This window comes from Planococcus beijingensis (assembly GCF_016820615.1).
Classification (GTDB): Bacteria; Bacillota; Bacilli; order Bacillales_A; family Planococcaceae; genus Planococcus; species Planococcus notacanthi.
The window spans coordinates 142785-158734 of record NZ_JADHDZ010000001.1 but is presented as its reverse complement, the minus strand read 5'-3'; the positions used below and the strand labels follow the sequence as shown (position 1 = coordinate 158734).

Below are 15950 nucleotides of genomic sequence, written 5' to 3'. Positions count from 1 at the left end.
ACCCCTGTTCTTGAACTTCTTCTTCTAACATACCATGGCGTCAATGGTTTGAGATAGCTGTCTTCTTCTATTATAATAAAAGAAAAGAGGAGGAGATCCCATGTATATGACAGTCCAGGAAACTGCCGCATTTTTATCCATGCCTGAAGAACAAGTCAATCGCTACGTATTGGAAGGCCGTATTCGCGCAGTCCATGATGGGGAGCAGTACATGATCAACACCTCTCAGTTCGGAACACATTTTCAACAGCTGGAACAGGCCAAGCAAGCGCTGGAGGAATGGCGAGCCACTCCGATACCAGACGATGTGGATATCAAGGACGAGGATTAACTAAAAAAGCACCTGAAGTGGGATCGGATTCCCGCCTCAGGTGCTTTTTCATCGAATCCCGCTTAGCGTGTAAGCTCTGGCACTAATAAGCTTTTTAATTTTTCTTCGATAAAGCCGCCCCATTTTTCAAATTCCACAAGAAAACCATCGTGGCCAAATTCGGTTTCAATGATTTCCCAACTCGCATCCTTTTGCTCTTCAAGCCAAGGAACCAGCAATTCACTCGGATACAGCAAGTCATGCGTAAATGATAGAGCATAAACCGGAACATCAAGAATGGTTTCTCCGATATCGTGTGTGTTCATTGCTTTCAGCAGCAACAGGTAGCTATTGGCATCAAACCGCCCCGCCAACTTCTTCCCTTGGTAATTCAAATAAGACTGCACATTGAATTCTTCTCCGGCTTTGCTGCGTCCAAAGCGCTGATTGAACATATTCCCGCTGCGATATGTGACCATGCCAGCCATACGGGCTACTTGAAATCCTTTCAGGTCAGCTGAGCTTTCATAATTTCCGCCATTAAAATCTCTGTCGCTTTCTATGGCTTGAATGCCGATATGATTGAAAGCCAAACCGTAATCGCTGTAGTAGGGAGTAACGGCCAGGGGGAGAATTGCATCCACAAATTCCGGGTACAGTTTTCCCCATTCCAGGGCCTTCATGCCTCCAAGCGAACCTCCCAAAACTCCTGCAAGATGGTTGATCCCCAATTTCTGCAATGCATAGTATTCTGCGCGAACCATATCACGTATCGTCAGAGTCGGAAAGTCTGCACGATATGGTTGGCCCGTTTCCGGATTAATGGTCAGTGGGCCTGTCGATCCGTGGCTGCCTCCCAACACGTTAAAAGTGATCACTTGAAAAACATCTGTATCCACCGGCTTGCCTGGTCCGATTAACCCTGCCCACCATCCTGGGTTTTCTTCGGATCCTATTGCATATTGATCGCCCGTCAATGCATGGCAGACCAGCACAGTTGGAGCATTTACATCTCCATGACGTTCGTATGCCAGCTCTACATGATTTATCGTCTTCGTTGAATCCAGGGTTAATGAGCCAATGGATACTGTCGCCATTCAAATCCCTCCTTAAACGTTTTCCAAAACTGCGGCCTGAATGGCCTGCTCCAAATCGGCGATTAAATCTTCCGGATTTTCCAAACCGACCGATAAGCGGATCAATTCTTCCGTTACACCCGACGATTTCAGCTCTTCATCATTTAACTGCTGATGTGTAGTTGAAGCCGGATGGATGATCAACGACTTGGCATCTCCTACGTTCGCAACATGGGACCAGAGAGCCACACTGTCGATTACTTTGCGGCCCGCCTGCCGTCCGCCTTTGATGCCGAAATTGACAATCGATCCGAAACCGTCATTTTTTAAGTATTTTTTAGCTAATTGATGTGATGGATGATCTTCAAATCCAAGGAAGTTGACCCATTCGATTTGGGAGTGCTGCTTCAAGTAGTCTGCAACAATTTGAGCATTGCTGCTGTGTTTCGGAATACGCAGGTGCAAAGTCTCCAGTCCTTGGAGCAAGGCATGTGCACTTTCTGGGCTCAATGAAGGACCGAAGTCACGAAGCAGCTGGACACGCAGTTTTGTCGCAAATGCAGCATCCGGTACATCGATGCCAAAACGCAATCCGTGATAACTTTCATCCGGTTGTGTGTAATTTGGAAAACGTGGATTGTCCCAATTGAACTTTCCTGCATCCACCGCAACACCGCCGATGGTCGTGCCGTGTCCTCCAATCCATTTTGTAGCGGAATGAATGACCACATCAGCACCGAACTCGATCGGGTTGCTGCCATATGGTGAAGCAAATGTATTGTCAATCAATAAGGGAAGCCCGCTTTCATGGGCGATTGCCGCTACTTTCTCTACATCAAAAACGTTCAGGCTCGGGTTGCCGATAATTTCTCCGAATACCGCTTTTGTCTTATCGGTAATTGCCGCTCTAAAGTTTTCAGGATTGGTTGCATCAACAAATATGGTTTTAATGCCGTAACGCGGCAACGTATTGGCGAATAAATTATAAGTGCCGCCATACAGGTTGCTGTCCGCTACGATTTCGTCTCCTGCTTCAGCAATATTTAAAATGGAGAACGCAATTGCCGCCATTCCTGAAGATAATGCGACTGCAGCAGTCCCGCCTTCCAATAACGCCACGCGCTGTTCAAATACATCAACTGTCGGATTCATGATGCGTGAATAGATATTGCCGGTGTCTTTCAGACCGAAAAGATCTTGTGCATGCTGCGTATCTTTAAACACATAAGAAGTGGTTTTGTAGATCGGCACCCCTCTCGATCCTGTTGTTGGATCCGCCTGTTGTCCGCCATGCAGCAATAAAGTTTCTGGTTTTAAGTTTGTCATTTTCTATTCCCCCTAATTTTTTTATTCATGAAGATCACCGAAGAGAACAGCAAAAAGCCCCCTTCGCTAAGAAGAGGGCCGTAAATTACGGAGTTACCTCCTCTCATCTGTCAGAACCTATCGTTCGGTTCTGTAGGAATTAGCACCTTTCCAGACATGGTCGTCTGTTGGTTGCCGGGCATCACAGGGCCTATCCCTCCGCCACTCTTGATAAGAGTTATTAGATTTGGTTGTTAGTCTTGTTGAGAAGTATAAAAATTTTAACAAGGTTTGTCAACCCTATTAGTCAAAAAATTTTGAAACCTTGCTTCTTCCCAAACGTTATCTTCTAGTATAGAAGGAGGAATGAATATGCTTGGATGGGTTCTGCTGTTGTTTATCGCAGGCTATGGAATCGGTTGTTTGCACGGTTCCATAGCAGCACAGTTTTTATCTGGGGTGAATGTCAAAAAGGAAGGCGTCAAAAACTCCGGTGCTTCCAATGCCGCCATCGTGCTGGGTTGGAAATACGGTTTGCTGGTTGCTTTCATCGACATTGTTAAAGGCTTTGCCGCTGTCGCAGCTTGTCGTTTTCTGCTGGAAAAGGGTGCCTTTTCCCCCGAAATCATTTGGACTTTTCTATTTATAATAGGTGCCGGTGTCGTATTCGGCCATAATTTCCCATTCTATATGAACTTCAATGGCGGCAAAGGCACGGCTTCGGTGATCGGTGTCATGCTGGCACTGGACTGGAAGCTCGGGCTGGTTGGCCTGGCACTTCTCATCGGTGTTTCGCTTGCGACGGATTATTTGGTCATTGGTGTACTGGTCCTTTACGCGGTTTATTTTGTTATCGCTTTTGGTCCTGCCGTCGGACCATGGCCATTGCTGACAGCTTGTGCCTTATTTGCTATGGCCATATGGAAACATAGCGAAAATATTATTCGAATAAAAAATGGAGAAGAGAAGAAAGTTTCCTCCATTTTTAAAAAGAAACCAACAAATCCAGTCTGAAAGCGGTTCCAAACTCATTATTTTCTTCATTTCAAAGATTGTGAAATAAATATCAATAATTCCCTTGACTTTTTTGTTATTTCACCATAAAGTAAGAACCACGAATCGAATAGCATACATCACTTTCTTATCAAGAGAAACCGAGGGACAGGCCCTAAGACGTTTCGGCAGCAGATTTGTTTAAAAGCAAAAACTGTGCCAACTCCTGCAAATGCTCTAAAGCATTTGGAAGATGAGAATTAGATGGTTTCAACAGGAGCCCTCTTTTTTCTTATGGATGAGAAAAAAGAGGGCTCCTTTTCCATTTTCTCCGAAGAATGTGAGACACCGTCGATTTAATAAGATCCATTACAGCATGAGGAGGTTCAATCACCATGATTCAATTCGAAGGCGTCGCCAAGACCTACCAATCCGGGAAACAAGAAATCCATGCCTTGAACGGAATTGATTTGACCGTCGAAACCGGCGAGATTTACGGAGTCATCGGCTTTAGCGGAGCCGGAAAGAGTTCATTGATCCGCACAGTGAACCTGCTTGAACGTCCTTCTGCAGGACGCGTCTTAATCCAAGGGAAAGATATTTCCACTCTATCCAGCAAAGAAATCCGAACCATCCGCAAGGACATCGGCATGATTTTCCAGCATTTCAATCTGTTGAGTTCAAAAACGGTTTACCATAACGTCGCGATGCCATTGCTGCTCGCTAAGACACCGAAAAATGAAATTGATGAACAAGTGAAGCAACTGCTGGACTTTGTCGGACTGGCCGATCAGGCACAAAAATACCCCGACCAGCTGTCAGGTGGACAAAAGCAACGCATCGGCATTGCCCGTGCACTTGCGACCAATCCTTCCGTTCTGTTATGCGATGAGGCAACATCAGCGCTCGATCCCCAAACGACCAAGTCGATTTTGGACCTATTGCGCAAAATCAATAAAGAATACAACATCACCATCCTGCTCATTACTCATGAGATGGGAGTTATCCGGGAAATTTGCGATAAAGTGGCTGTGCTTGAAGCAGGAAAAGTGATCGAACAAGGCAGCGTCTTCGACATTTTCTCAAACCCGCAGCAGCCGACCACCCAACGGTTTGTCCGTTCCGTCATGAACGACGAACTTCCGGAAACCCTGCTTGCGCAAATCCGCAATGCCCAAAGCGATAACGCGATCTATCGTCTGCAGTTCACTGGAAATTCCGTCGGCCAACCGTTCATGTCCCGTGTCTCGCGTGAATTTAAAGTTGACTTGAACGTGCTGTTCGGCAACATCACCGAGTTGCAAGGCGTTCCATACGGCAACTTGATTGTCGAATTTGCCGGCGAACCAAGCGAAATCCAACTGGCTTTGTCCTCTATCCGGAAAAGCAATATTGATATAGAGGAGGTCAATGATTATGTCCGTTAACTACGATCAGATTTTAGAAGCTTTATGGGAAACCATTTACATGACCGGCGCGGCATTCGGTTTTTCCTTATTCATCGGCTTCCCGCTTGGCATCCTGCTGGTGGTCACCCGCAAAGGACACCTGCTGGAAAATGAACCGGTTTCCAAAGTATTGAATATCGTCATCAATATTTTCCGCTCAGTCCCATTCATCATTTTGATGGTTGCCATCATTCCGTTGACACGCCTGATCGTCGGCACGTCCATCGGAACTGCAGCCGCCATCGTCCCACTGGTCTTTTACGCAGGACCTTATATTGCACGGCTTATCGAAAACTCCTTGTTGGAAGTCGATAAAGGAGTAATTGAAGCAGCACAGGCCATGGGCGCCACGCCGATGCAGATCATTTTCCGCTTCCTCATTCCTGAAGCTTTGAGTTCACTGGTTCTGGCTTTGACCATTGCGATTGTCGGCCTGATCGGAGCGTCCGCAATGGCAGGCGCTATTGGAGGCGGAGGCCTTGGCGACTTGGCGATCACTTACGGTTACCAACGATTCGATACGCTTGTGATGTTCATTACCGTCGCAATTTTGGTCGTACTCGTACAAGGCGTCCAATCGCTCGGGAATGTATTATCACGGAGTGTCAGACGCAGTTAAAAAATAAAAACAACCTAGAAAAAAACTGGAGGAATTACTCATGAAAAAAATTACAGCATCCGCATTATTGGCAGTTTCAGCTTTGGTCTTGGCAGCTTGCGGAGACGAAAGCAGTTCGGAAGGAAACACGAAAGTGACACTTGGCATCAGCGGTTCCGATACTACTATCTGGGATTACATTGCCGACAAAGCAGAAAAAGAAGGAATCGATTTGGAGATTCAAACCTTTTCTGATTATGTCGCGCCGAACCTGGCACTTGCCGAAGGCGAACTTGATTTGAATGCATTCCAGACTATTTCTTACTTTGATGAATTTGTCACAGAACACGATATCGACATTGTTCCGATCGGTTCTACGGTAATTGCGCCGATGGGCCTGTATTCCGATAAATATGAGTCGATTGATGAAATTCCTGAAGGCTCCCAAATCGCAATGCCGAACGAAGCCACCAACATGGGCCGTGCCCTGTTGCTGCTTGATGAAGCAGGGTTGATCACGCTTTCTGAAGATGCCGGCCTTACCGGAACAGCAGAAGATATCATCGACAATCCGAAAAACATTGAAATCATGCCGATGGTTTCCGGCCATACCCCTCGTGCTTTGCCGGATGTCGCAGGATCGGTCATCAATAATGGTGTCGCAGTTGATGCCGGCTTGAATCCGACAGAAGATCCGATTGCCGGTGAAAGTGATACAGCTACCCCTTATATCAACTTGATCGCCGCGAATGCGGAAGATGCCGATAATGAAGCTTATTTGAAAATCGTTGAATTGTATCAGGAACAAGACACAGCTGACTTCATCATCGAACATACAAAAGGCGCTCAGATTCCGACTGTCGTGACAGTTGATGAACTGGTCGATTACCAGTAAAACCTAACTTAGGAGGAGTTCCAATGACACTTATCAAGGAAGCAGCCCAATCCATTTCCCAGTCCATCGATTCCAAGAGCGAGATTTACATTGAAACAAGCCAAGCGATCCACGCAAACCCGGAAATCGGCAACCAAGAGATTTTCGCCAGTTCGTTATTGATTAAACGGCTTGAAGACGCTGGATTTAACGTCGATAAAAGTGTCGCCGGCCATTACACTGCTTTTTTTGCCAGCAAGGAAAGCGCACTTCCCGGTCCGACAATTGCTTATCTTGCTGAATATGATGCACTTCCTGGAATTGGCCACGCCTGCGGCCACAATATCATTGGAACGACCAGCGTTGCTGCGGCCATCGCACTCGCAGAAACCTTAGATTCAACCGGCGGCCGTGTAGTTGTTCTTGGAACTCCTGCAGAGGAAGGCGGACCAAACGGCAGCGCCAAAGGCAGTTTCGTCAAACACGGCCTGCTCGAAGGCATTGATGTTGCTTTGATGCTCCATCCTTCCGGAAATTCGGCTGTCACAGGCCCTTCTCTTGCAGTCGATCCCTTGGAATTCCATTTTTACGGCAAACCAGCTCATGCAGCAGGCTCGCCTGAAGAAGGCATCAATGCGTTGGATGCAGTGCTGCAATTGTTCAACAGCATCAATGCATTGCGTCAACAATTGCCTTCTGACGCTCGGGTTCACGGAATCATCACCCATGGCGGCGATGCACCGAACATCATTCCGGAATACGCGGCTGCCCGTTTCTATATCCGCGGAGATTCCTGGAAGAAAACATCGGATACAGCCCGCAAGATCCGGGCGATTGCAGAAGGCGCTGCTCTGGCAACCGGTACGACCGTGAAAATCGAACGGTTCCAGAATGAAGTACGTGATTTGGTCATCACCCCTGCTTTGGATGCAGTTGTCCGCAGCGAACTCGAAGCACAAGGCGAGACGGTGGCAGATTCCCGCATTTCCGGCCTTGGTTCCACCGATGCCGGCAATATCAGCTATGAAGTCCCCACTGCCCATGGCTATATCAAAATTGGCCCTGAAAGTTTGATTGCCCACACCGAAGATTTCCGTGAAGCCGCTAAATCTGAGGATGGCGACAGAGCTTTGATCAAAGGCGCTAAAGCATTGGCCCATACCGGCTATCGCCTGCTGACAGAAACTGTTCTTCTGGATCAGGTGAAAGCTGCACATGCCGAAGCCGTGAAAGCAAAACAAGAGATGTAATGGAGCGATGTCCTGAAGGGGCATCGTTTTTTTATTTGTGTCCAGAGTTTTCATCATTTTCCTGCTTCATGCTAAAATATGAGTAGCACTTATTTTAGGAGGAATTTTACATGTTGGAAACCTTGATCGAACGGCTCGTCCGTTATGCAAAAATTGATACACAATCTGATTTCAATAGCGAATCCACCCCTTCTACCGCAGGGCAATGGGACCTGCTTCATGAACTGGAAAAGGAAATGAAGACAATCGGACTTACGGACGTCGGCATGGATGAAGCCGGGTATCTGTTCGGTACACTGCCTGCCAATACAGATCGGGAAATTCCGGTCATCGGTTTCCTGGCACATGTTGATACCGCAACAGACTTTACCGGAAAAAACGTCACCCCTCAACGCATCGACAATTATGACGGCCAGGATATCCCGTTGAACGACAGCATTGCGATGACAGTATCGGATTTTCCGGCGCTTAAAAATTACGTCGGCCATACTTTGATTACCACAGACGGGACAACACTTCTCGGTGCTGACAATAAAGCCGGGGTTGCTGAAATCATGACCGCTATGGAATACTTGAATGCCCATCCTGAAATTGAACACGGAACCATCCGTGTTGCTTTTACACCTGATGAGGAAATTGGACGCGGTCCCCATAAATTTGATGTGAAACGCTTTGATGCTAAGTACGCTTACACCATGGACGGCGGTCCTCTTGGCGAATTACAGTACGAAAGCTTTAATGCCGCAAGCGTCAAGTTGATTGTCCAAGGCAAAAGCGTCCATCCGGGATCTGCAAAAAACAAAATGGTGAATGCCCAAACAGTCGCCATTCAATTCCAACAGGAAATGCCGAAAAACGAAGTTCCTGAATTGACCGAGAACTATGAAGGATTCATTCACTTGAACAACTTTATCGGCAATGTGGAAACAGCGGAATTGACTTACATCATCCGTGATTTCGACAAAGAAAAATTTGAAGACAAAAAACGGCATATGCAGGCAGTTGCCGAAAAACTCCAGCAGCAATACGGGGAAGAGGCTGTGCGTTTGGAAATCGAAGATCAATACTATAACATGCGTGAAAAAATCGAACCGGTCATGGAAATCGTCGATAATGCAGAACGTGCAATGACGGCATTGGGCATCAAACCGGATATTGTGCCTGTACGCGGCGGTACAGATGGCTCACAATTGTCCTACATGGGTCTTCCCACTCCGAACATTTTCACAGGTGGAGAGAACTATCATGGGAAATACGAATTCATTTCTGCTGAAAACATGGAAAAAGCAACGCAGGTCATCATTGAAATCGTGAAATCCGCTAAATAAAAACAGCATCAAAAAGGCGTATTGGACTGGATCCCATACGCCTTTTTTGATTTAGTTTTATTTTTCTAAACTCCAACGCACATGTGTTTGAACCATAAGCCAACCTGGTCATGCTCCGCAGAGTTAAACAGGCACTTCCGCTTTTCTTTGTCCAGCTCCAGCGCCTAGAACCTCGGGGTCTTAAGTCCGCTTGCCTGTGCGGCTGAAAACATGCCGCTTCGGCAAACTGCCTTAAGCCTGTCGGTTCTTGACAGGCACTTCCGCTTTTCTTAGATAATGCTTCTTCCGTTTTGCGCCAGTGCGTAATGAATGCCGTGCTGCAAGGTTTGGAAACAGTTGAATTTCGACAGATCGATGGCCGACTCTGTAATGGTCATGCTCATCTTCGCTGAAATCCCTACCAATACCGTTTGTGTCCCGATCATGGCTGCTGTCAATCCGAGTTTTTCAATCAGCATCGCAGCAGGCTGCGTAAAATTGTTGTTTAATCCTGTCAGATCTAAAATCAAATACTTGGCTTTATGCGTCGGCAGGTTCTGCAAGGTTTTCACCAATAGCTCTTCTGCCCGTGCTTCATCATAACTGCCCAATAACGGAACCACCACAATGTCTTCAAGAACCGGGATGAGCGGCGATGAAATCTCTTTGATCATTTCATTTAGTTCCCGCGTTTTTTCATCCACCAACCGTTCCAGCTCATTGATTTTTTCCGCTTCTTTCAGACGGGACAGATGATGGATGTTCTTTTCAATCGTCTCTTCCGAAGGGAAATACTGAATAACACTTTCTTCAAAACCGTCCAATTGATGATGGACAACTTTATACCAAATATTCTGTTTGAACAATGAGGAGAAAATACCTGCATAATGGGCAGGCAGAAAACTGCCTCCTTGCTCTTTCCCTTGCGCCATGTTAATGGTGTGTTCCCAGCTGTTTTTCAGATGCACTTCAAGTGTCTGGGTTTCTTCGTTAAGTTCTTTAATTTCCGCTAATCCCCATCCTGCAGATGCATATGTATTGGTGATCAGGCCTGCAGCCTCTTCTATAGAAACGCCTTTCATGCCCTGGAAATATTCTCCCACTACAAGCCCTTGGCGAAATCCAGTTGATTCCAGTACGACGTTTGCCGCGTCTTTCCCTGAAATCTCTTCTATGGAATCAAAAAACATTTTCATTGCTGATGCAGTCCAAAAAAGAACAGATTCCTGTCCTTCAAATAAGAAGCGGCCTTCAGCCAAATCCCATTCAAAATTCAAGCCGCCTACTGTTATTGCTGGTTTTATATCCATTTTGAAGCCCCTTTCGTTCATTGGTTCTATTTTACCACATTGGTTATATAGCTTATGGCCATCATGCTATTTTTTAATCTTTCCTTAAATTTTCTTTCCAATCCAGATAAATATTCTACTAGATATCCATACTTGCTCGTACAATAATACAGGAAACGCCAATAAGCATCATGTTTTAAAAAATTTCATTAAAGGAATACAGAGAATAACACTAAAAGGAAGAGGTGCTTTACATGTCAGACAAAAAACCATTCGATCAGGAAGACCGCAAAACAAGAGACGGTGCTTCTATGGATAATCCAGAACAGTCAAAAACAGATAGAAAAAGCCTTTCCGAAATGCATGAAGAGGAAATGAATGTCGATACCATTCCGATTGAAGATTTAAAACAGGAACAGCAGGAAGAAAAAAATCCGCGTGCCACGAAGAATAATTCTTCCAGCGAAGAGAAGTTTCCTGAGTAATCAATATGAATTTTCGTAAAAGTGAATGCTTTCAAAAAAGACCGCTGAGGCTATGCTCAGCGGTCTTTTTATGCTATGCTTCTCATTTGAACAGGAGTGAATGAAGATGAAAAACTGGATTTATCCACTTATGGTAGTCATAGCAGCAAGCTGCTACGGTGTGCTTTCGACCATTATCAAAGTGGCTATGAAAAATGGATTTACTGCTGCAGAAGCAGTGACCGCTCAATACTTTATCGGGTTCGCATTAGCGGCTCTTTTATTTTTTGTTACACAACGCAAAATGCCTAGAATTAAAGGTTGGAAGATTTTGGTTCTGTCAGGCAGTTTTACAGCTGCTACCGGGATGGTTTATGCGCATTCGCTTAACTATCTGCCGGCTTCACTTGCTGTAGTTCTGCTGTTCCAATTTACTTGGATCGGCATGTTCCTTGATTGCATTGTCCACCGCAGATGGCTGAAACGGACAGAAGTCATTTCCTTGATCTTTTTGTTTGCCGGTACCTTATTGGCAGCCGGCATTATCGGAACCGACTTGAGCGGCATCCCTTGGCAAGGATGGGTCTGGGGAATGGCTGCGGCTTTTTGTTTTTCAGCGTTCATGTTTGTCAACGGCAAGAAGATTGAAGGCATGGATACGTCAGCCCGCCTGTTTTATGTATCGCTCTTTGCTGCAATCGTTGTCGGCTTGTTCCAAACCCCTGAAATCGTTTGGAATGGGCAATTGTTCAATGAAGGCCTATGGGTTTACGGATTGTTGCTCGGATTTTTCGGTATCATCATGCCCATCTATTTCTTTTCCGTCGCGGTGCCGCATGTCGGTTCAGGAATTGCGTCCATATTGAGCGCCATGGAATTGCCGGTCGCTGTTATCGCATCGGTTCTTATCCTTAACGAAGTGCTATCACCTCTTCAAATTGTTGGGATTTTCATTATTTTAATCGGCATGGTGCTGCCAAGTGTATTTAATCGCACCCCCAAAATAGTCGAACAGATTTAGGCCTGCTGCCCGGCAGGCTTTTTTTCACGTGTTTTTATTCCGTTTGCTGTAATTCGCTTTATGTTTAGTTCGGACTCAAAAAGGAATAGATAAGTACAAAGACAAAAGGAGTGGTATGGATGAATCAGGAAGATGTTAAAAAAGCAGCGTTGAAGATTTTGGAGGACAGCTATATCGGTACTTTAGCAACAATTAAAGGCAACAAACCCCATTCTCGCTATATGACCTTTTTTAATGATGATTTCACGCTCTATACGGCAACAAGCAAAAAGACACAAAAAGTAGATGAACTGGAAGCGAATCCGCATGCCCATATTCTTTTAGGCTATGATGGCGAAGGGGTCGGCGATACCTTCCTGGAAATCGAAGGCAGCATGTCCCTGAACGACGATCGCGAAATGATCGACAAAGTATGGAATGAGCATCTGGAAGGCTGGTTTGAAGGGCCCGACGATCCAAACTTGATTATTTTAGCCATCAAACCTGACCGTGTCCGTTTAATGAATAAAAAGGGACAAGAGCCGCAAGTGCTGGAATTGTAAATAAAAAACGGCTCAATTGTTTGAGCCGTTTTTTATGTTTGAAGAATTTCTCGAAGCCCTTCTTTGTTGAATAACAGATCTTCGAGTGTATATTCATCTAGGACACTCAGATAAGCGTGAAGAGCTTTGCCCAGAACACCGCGCAGACCGCAAATCGGCGAAATCGGGCAGCGGTTAGTCGCTGAATCAAAACATTCCACCAAATTGAAATCGTCTTCCATTCGCCTCACTACAGTTCCAACATTGATGTTTTGTGGAAGGTCGGCAAGGCGGATGCCGCCCCCTCTTCCTCTGACCGTCTGAATAAAACCGGCTTTGCCCAGTTCAAAGGTAACTTTCGTTAAATGGTTTTTTGATATATTATATGCTTCAGAAATTTCCTGTATCGTCGTCAGTTTATCTGGTTCCTTGGTGCCTAAATAAATCAAAACGCGTAATGAGAAGTCTGTATACATGGTCAATCTCATTCTTTTCACCTCTTCTGCATGTTCATTATAACGGCTTTTCAAGAAGTCTCAAAGTAATTGAACCTAATAGAATCTATCTGGAAAAGGAGTAGATCATTATGCTATCAGAAGAAACCCGCACAATTGTTAAATCCACTGTCCCCGTACTGGAGGAACATGGAGTAGCAATTACGACAAGGTTCTACAAGAACCTTTTTGAAGCCCATCCTGAATTGCTGAATATCTTTAACCATGCCAATCAAGCACAAGGCCGTCAGCAGACAGCACTGGCCAAAGCTGTTTATGCAGCTGCTGTGCATATCGATAACCTGGAAGAAATTCTTCCGGCAGTTGTCCAGATTGCCCATAAACATGTTTCTCTCGGTGTCTTGCCCGAACATTATCCAATTGTCGGTGAGTATTTGCTGAAAGCGATGAAAGAAGTTCTGGGTGATGCGGCAACTGATGAAATTATTAAGGCTTGGGCAGAAGCTTACGGAGTCATTGCTGATGCTTTTATCGGTGTCGAAAAGGATATGTATCAACAAACGGCGGAACAGGAAAACGGTTGGAACTTCTTTAAGGATTTCATCGTCGCCCGAAAAGTGAAGGAAAGCGAAGTTATCACTTCCTTTTATTTGAAACCGGCAGACGGATCCAATGTGCCGCCTTATACAGCTGGCCAATACATTTCCGTGCGTCTGGCGATGCCTGGCGAGGAATATTTAGTGATTCGACAGTACAGCCTTTCACAAGCACCAAAGCCGGATGAATTCCGCATTTCCGTTAAGCGCGAAAACGACAACGATCCGAATGGAGTGGTCTCCAACTACTTGCACAGCAGCATTAACGAAGGCGATCGCATTGAAGTGAGTGCACCTGCTGGCGTCTTCGTCCTCGATGCGACGAAGACATCACCCGTTGCATTTATCAGCGGTGGTGTAGGGATTACACCAATGATGAGCATGTTCGAAACTGTGGCGAATTCGACGCCTGCACGTCCAACCACGTTCCTTCACGGCGCACGGAATCCATTGCAGCAAGCATTTGATGACGATATCCAAGCATATGCCATGATGATGGACGATGCCCGTTACAAAACCGTCTACTCTGATGAGCCTAATGGTTTTATTACCCGGGAAATGCTCGAGGAATATGTTGATCCGGCAAGTGACGTCTACGTCTGCGGACCGGCGCCTTTCATGGAAATCATGATTCGGGAACTGCACGGCATGGGCATTCCGGAAGAACAGATCCATTATGAGTTCTTCGGTCCTGCAATGGATTTGAATACTAATAGTTAATGAAGATTCAGTGGCCTGGCTTATGCCGGGCTTTTTTTGTGTTTTCTAGAGGCTGAAGTTATTTCAGAAAGTATTTCAACCGTTATGGAAAGTATTTTAGTGCAATTAGAAAGTATTTCTGCCCAAATAGAAAGTATTTTTGGTAAATCGGAAAGTATAGCCAATAAATAGAAACGACCAATTCTTTTATGTAATTAAATATGAACAAATTCCTCTTCTCTCTTACAGACGTCGGAGTTACACATGCGCTTCTGCTTTTCTTTTTGTCCAGCTTCACCAGCTAGCTCTTTGGGTCATCAGCCAACCCAGCTGTGTGGCAAAGAACGCCACTTCGCTGGTCTGTCTTATGCCCGGCAGAGCTGGACAGCTGCTTCCACTTTTCCGTGTTGTGACTTTTCTGTGAAGTTAAATGTGTCTAAATTTTAAAGATGTATTTTAAATATATCTTTAAAACGAATATGGGCGTATAGTCAAGATATAGAAAACAAAAGGAGAGATTGAGCATGTTATCACAAGAGACAAGAACAATCATTAAATCCACAGTACCGGTATTGGAACAGCACGGAACAGCAATCACGACTGTATTCTACAAAAATATGTTTGAAGCGCATCCCGAACTTTTAAATATCTTTAATCACGCTAACCAGAAAAAAGGGCGTCAACAGGCTGCATTGGCAAACACGGTTTATGCCGCAGCCGTCCATATCGACAATTTGGAAGCCATTCTTCCAGCAGTTGTGCAAATCGCCAACAAACACGTAAGTTTGGGAATAAAACCTGAACATTATCCAATCGTCGGTGAATATTTGTTGAAAGCGATCAAAGAAGTATTGGGAGATGCCGCAACTGATGACATCATCAATGCCTGGGCAGAGGCTTACGGCGTCATCGCCGATGCCTTTATCGGTGTTGAAAAAGACATGTATGAAAAAATGGAAACTCAGCAAAACGGCTGGAGCTTCTTTAAAGACTTCACCATTGTCCGCAAAGAGAAGGAAAGCGAAAACATCACTTCTTTCTATTTGAAGCCAGTGGACGGTAAAAATGTTCCGGCTTATCAGCCAGGCCAGTACATCTCGGTACGCATGTCCATTCCGGGTGAAAAGTACTTATTCAACCGCCAGTACAGCCTTTCCCAAGCTGTACGGGAAGATGAGTTCCGCATTTCCGTGAAACGCGATGCGGACAACGATCCGAATGGCCGTGTATCGGTCTACCTCCACGATGAATTGAACGTCGGCGATCGCTTTGAAGTCAGCGCGCCTGCTGGAGAATTCGTCCTTGATGCTGAAAAAGATACACCGGTAGCGTTTGTCAGCGGCGGAGTCGGTATCACACCGATGATGAGCATGTTCGAAACTGTGGCTACATTGACTCCTGAGCGCCCAACTGCTTTCCTTCATGCAGCACGCAATGAATCATTGCATGCTTTCGATAAGGATATCCAGAAATACGTCGCGGCCATGGACAATGCGAGCTATAAAACACTTTATTCCGATCAGCCTCAAGGCTATATTACACGAGCGGTATTAGAAGAATATGTCGACATCTCAGGCGATGTCTATGTATGCGGTCCGGTACCTTTCATGGAAGCTATGATTCAAGAGCTTCGGGCACTTGGCATGAAAGAAGAACAGATCCACTTTGAATTCTTCGGTCCAGCCGTAGCTCTTCAAACAGCATAATTCAACAACAAGCTGTCCGTTCATTCATCGGGCAGCTT

General features: G+C 45.5%; 16 protein-coding genes and 2 riboswitches. Of the genes, 12 read left to right on the top strand and 4 right to left on the bottom strand.

The genetic code is table 11. The annotated features are described in order from the left end of the window. Window positions 1-100 precede the first annotated feature (100 nt). On the top strand, window positions 101-331 hold the full coding sequence (locus tag IRE19_RS00835; protein ID WP_191715056.1) for a helix-turn-helix domain-containing protein: 231 nt from the start codon (window positions 101-103) through the stop codon (window positions 329-331). Between the two features lie 62 nt (window positions 332-393). Here the strand turns inward: IRE19_RS00835 and metX are convergent, their stop codons facing one another. Beyond that, entirely contained in the window at window positions 394-1407 is a 1014-nt protein-coding gene (metX, locus tag IRE19_RS00830; RefSeq protein ID WP_203338976.1) for a homoserine O-acetyltransferase MetX, read from the bottom strand. A gap of 12 nt (window positions 1408-1419) precedes the next feature. Continuing rightward, window positions 1420-2712, bottom strand: coding sequence for an O-acetylhomoserine aminocarboxypropyltransferase/cysteine synthase family protein (locus IRE19_RS00825; protein ID WP_203338975.1), 1293 nt, complete (start codon window positions 2710-2712; stop codon window positions 1420-1422). Between the two features lie 100 nt (window positions 2713-2812). Next, a riboswitch (SAM riboswitch) is annotated at window positions 2813-2929 on the bottom strand. Between the two features lie 134 nt (window positions 2930-3063). Between IRE19_RS00825 and IRE19_RS00820 the strand changes: the two genes are divergently transcribed. The 6 genes from IRE19_RS00820 (at window position 3064) to pepT (ending at window position 9182) form a co-directional block, all read left to right on the top strand. After that, a complete protein-coding gene (locus tag IRE19_RS00820; protein WP_203338974.1) occupies window positions 3064-3705 on the top strand; it encodes a glycerol-3-phosphate acyltransferase in 642 nt (213 codons plus the stop codon). 124 nt (window positions 3706-3829) lie between these two features. After that, a riboswitch (SAM riboswitch) is annotated at window positions 3830-3944 on the top strand. A gap of 135 nt (window positions 3945-4079) precedes the next feature. Further along, window positions 4080-5111 (top strand): methionine ABC transporter ATP-binding protein, encoded by a 1032-nt coding sequence (locus IRE19_RS00815; RefSeq protein WP_203338973.1) that lies wholly within the window; start codon window positions 4080-4082, stop codon window positions 5109-5111. Next, window positions 5101-5751, top strand: coding sequence for a methionine ABC transporter permease (locus IRE19_RS00810; protein WP_203338972.1), 651 nt, complete (start codon window positions 5101-5103; stop codon window positions 5749-5751). Before IRE19_RS00815 ends, IRE19_RS00810 begins: the two co-directional genes overlap by 11 nt. A gap of 40 nt (window positions 5752-5791) precedes the next feature. Next, window positions 5792-6625 carry a MetQ/NlpA family ABC transporter substrate-binding protein gene (locus IRE19_RS00805; RefSeq protein ID WP_203338971.1) on the top strand — a complete coding sequence of 278 codons (834 nt, stop codon included), beginning with the start codon at window positions 5792-5794 and terminating at the stop codon, window positions 6623-6625. Between the two features lie 23 nt (window positions 6626-6648). Beyond that, window positions 6649-7854, top strand: coding sequence for a M20 family metallopeptidase (locus IRE19_RS00800; protein ID WP_203338970.1), 1206 nt, complete (start codon window positions 6649-6651; stop codon window positions 7852-7854). 110 nt (window positions 7855-7964) lie between these two features. Then, a complete protein-coding gene (gene pepT / locus IRE19_RS00795; RefSeq protein WP_203338969.1) occupies window positions 7965-9182 on the top strand; it encodes a peptidase T in 1218 nt (405 codons plus the stop codon). Between the two features lie 269 nt (window positions 9183-9451). Here pepT and IRE19_RS00790 read toward each other — a convergent pair whose 3' ends face one another. Next, a complete protein-coding gene (locus tag IRE19_RS00790) occupies window positions 9452-10471 on the bottom strand; it encodes an STAS domain-containing protein (RefSeq protein WP_203338968.1) in 1020 nt (339 codons plus the stop codon). 233 nt (window positions 10472-10704) lie between these two features. Between IRE19_RS00790 and IRE19_RS00785 the strand changes: the two genes are divergently transcribed. The 3 genes from IRE19_RS00785 (at window position 10705) to IRE19_RS00775 (ending at window position 12477) form a co-directional block, all read left to right on the top strand. Beyond that, window positions 10705-10935 (top strand): hypothetical protein, encoded by a 231-nt coding sequence (locus IRE19_RS00785; RefSeq protein ID WP_203338967.1) that lies wholly within the window; start codon window positions 10705-10707, stop codon window positions 10933-10935. A gap of 106 nt (window positions 10936-11041) precedes the next feature. Then, the gene (locus IRE19_RS00780) at window positions 11042-11935 is read left to right on the top strand and encodes an EamA family transporter (protein ID WP_203338966.1); all 894 of its coding nucleotides are present in this window, start codon (window positions 11042-11044) and stop codon (window positions 11933-11935) included. 119 nt (window positions 11936-12054) lie between these two features. Then, window positions 12055-12477, top strand: coding sequence for a pyridoxamine 5'-phosphate oxidase family protein (locus IRE19_RS00775; RefSeq protein WP_191715044.1), 423 nt, complete (start codon window positions 12055-12057; stop codon window positions 12475-12477). 32 nt (window positions 12478-12509) lie between these two features. Here the strand turns inward: IRE19_RS00775 and IRE19_RS00770 are convergent, their stop codons facing one another. Then, complete coding sequence (locus IRE19_RS00770; RefSeq protein WP_191715043.1) at window positions 12510-12944, bottom strand: RrF2 family transcriptional regulator; 435 nt, start codon at window positions 12942-12944, stop codon at window positions 12510-12512. A 98-nt stretch (window positions 12945-13042) separates the two neighbouring features. On the opposite strand from IRE19_RS00770, the gene hmpA (IRE19_RS00765) reads away from it, so the two are divergent. Continuing rightward, entirely contained in the window at window positions 13043-14227 is a 1185-nt protein-coding gene (hmpA, locus tag IRE19_RS00765) for an NO-inducible flavohemoprotein (RefSeq protein ID WP_203338965.1), read from the top strand. A 503-nt stretch (window positions 14228-14730) separates the two neighbouring features. After that, window positions 14731-15912, top strand: coding sequence for an NO-inducible flavohemoprotein (hmpA, locus tag IRE19_RS00760; protein ID WP_203338964.1), 1182 nt, complete (start codon window positions 14731-14733; stop codon window positions 15910-15912). Window positions 15913-15950: the final 38 nt, after the last annotated feature.

Excerpts from the sequence above, each read along its gene's own strand:
- IRE19_RS00800 (WP_203338970.1), top strand. The coding sequence starts at position 6,649 with ATGACACTTATCAAGGAAGCAGCCCAATCCATTTCCCAGTCCATCGAT.
- IRE19_RS00825 (WP_203338975.1), bottom strand. The coding sequence starts at position 2,712 with ATGACAAACTTAAAACCAGAAACTTTATTGCTGCATGGCGGACAACAG.
- IRE19_RS00775 (WP_191715044.1), top strand. The coding sequence starts at position 12,055 with ATGAATCAGGAAGATGTTAAAAAAGCAGCGTTGAAGATTTTGGAGGAC.
- IRE19_RS00820 (WP_203338974.1), top strand. The coding sequence starts at position 3,064 with ATGCTTGGATGGGTTCTGCTGTTGTTTATCGCAGGCTATGGAATCGGT.
- IRE19_RS00770 (WP_191715043.1), bottom strand. The coding sequence starts at position 12,944 with ATGAGATTGACCATGTATACAGACTTCTCATTACGCGTTTTGATTTAT.
- pepT (WP_203338969.1), top strand. The coding sequence starts at position 7,965 with ATGTTGGAAACCTTGATCGAACGGCTCGTCCGTTATGCAAAAATTGAT.
- hmpA (WP_203338965.1), top strand. The coding sequence starts at position 13,043 with ATGCTATCAGAAGAAACCCGCACAATTGTTAAATCCACTGTCCCCGTA.
- IRE19_RS00785 (WP_203338967.1), top strand. The coding sequence starts at position 10,705 with ATGTCAGACAAAAAACCATTCGATCAGGAAGACCGCAAAACAAGAGAC.
- IRE19_RS00790 (WP_203338968.1), bottom strand. The coding sequence starts at position 10,471 with ATGGATATAAAACCAGCAATAACAGTAGGCGGCTTGAATTTTGAATGG.
- IRE19_RS00835 (WP_191715056.1), top strand. The coding sequence starts at position 101 with ATGTATATGACAGTCCAGGAAACTGCCGCATTTTTATCCATGCCTGAA.
- IRE19_RS00805 (WP_203338971.1), top strand. The coding sequence starts at position 5,792 with ATGAAAAAAATTACAGCATCCGCATTATTGGCAGTTTCAGCTTTGGTC.
- hmpA (WP_203338964.1), top strand. The coding sequence starts at position 14,731 with ATGTTATCACAAGAGACAAGAACAATCATTAAATCCACAGTACCGGTA.
- metX (WP_203338976.1), bottom strand. The coding sequence starts at position 1,407 with ATGGCGACAGTATCCATTGGCTCATTAACCCTGGATTCAACGAAGACG.
- IRE19_RS00810 (WP_203338972.1), top strand. The coding sequence starts at position 5,101 with ATGTCCGTTAACTACGATCAGATTTTAGAAGCTTTATGGGAAACCATT.
- IRE19_RS00815 (WP_203338973.1), top strand. The coding sequence starts at position 4,080 with ATGATTCAATTCGAAGGCGTCGCCAAGACCTACCAATCCGGGAAACAA.
- IRE19_RS00780 (WP_203338966.1), top strand. The coding sequence starts at position 11,042 with ATGAAAAACTGGATTTATCCACTTATGGTAGTCATAGCAGCAAGCTGC.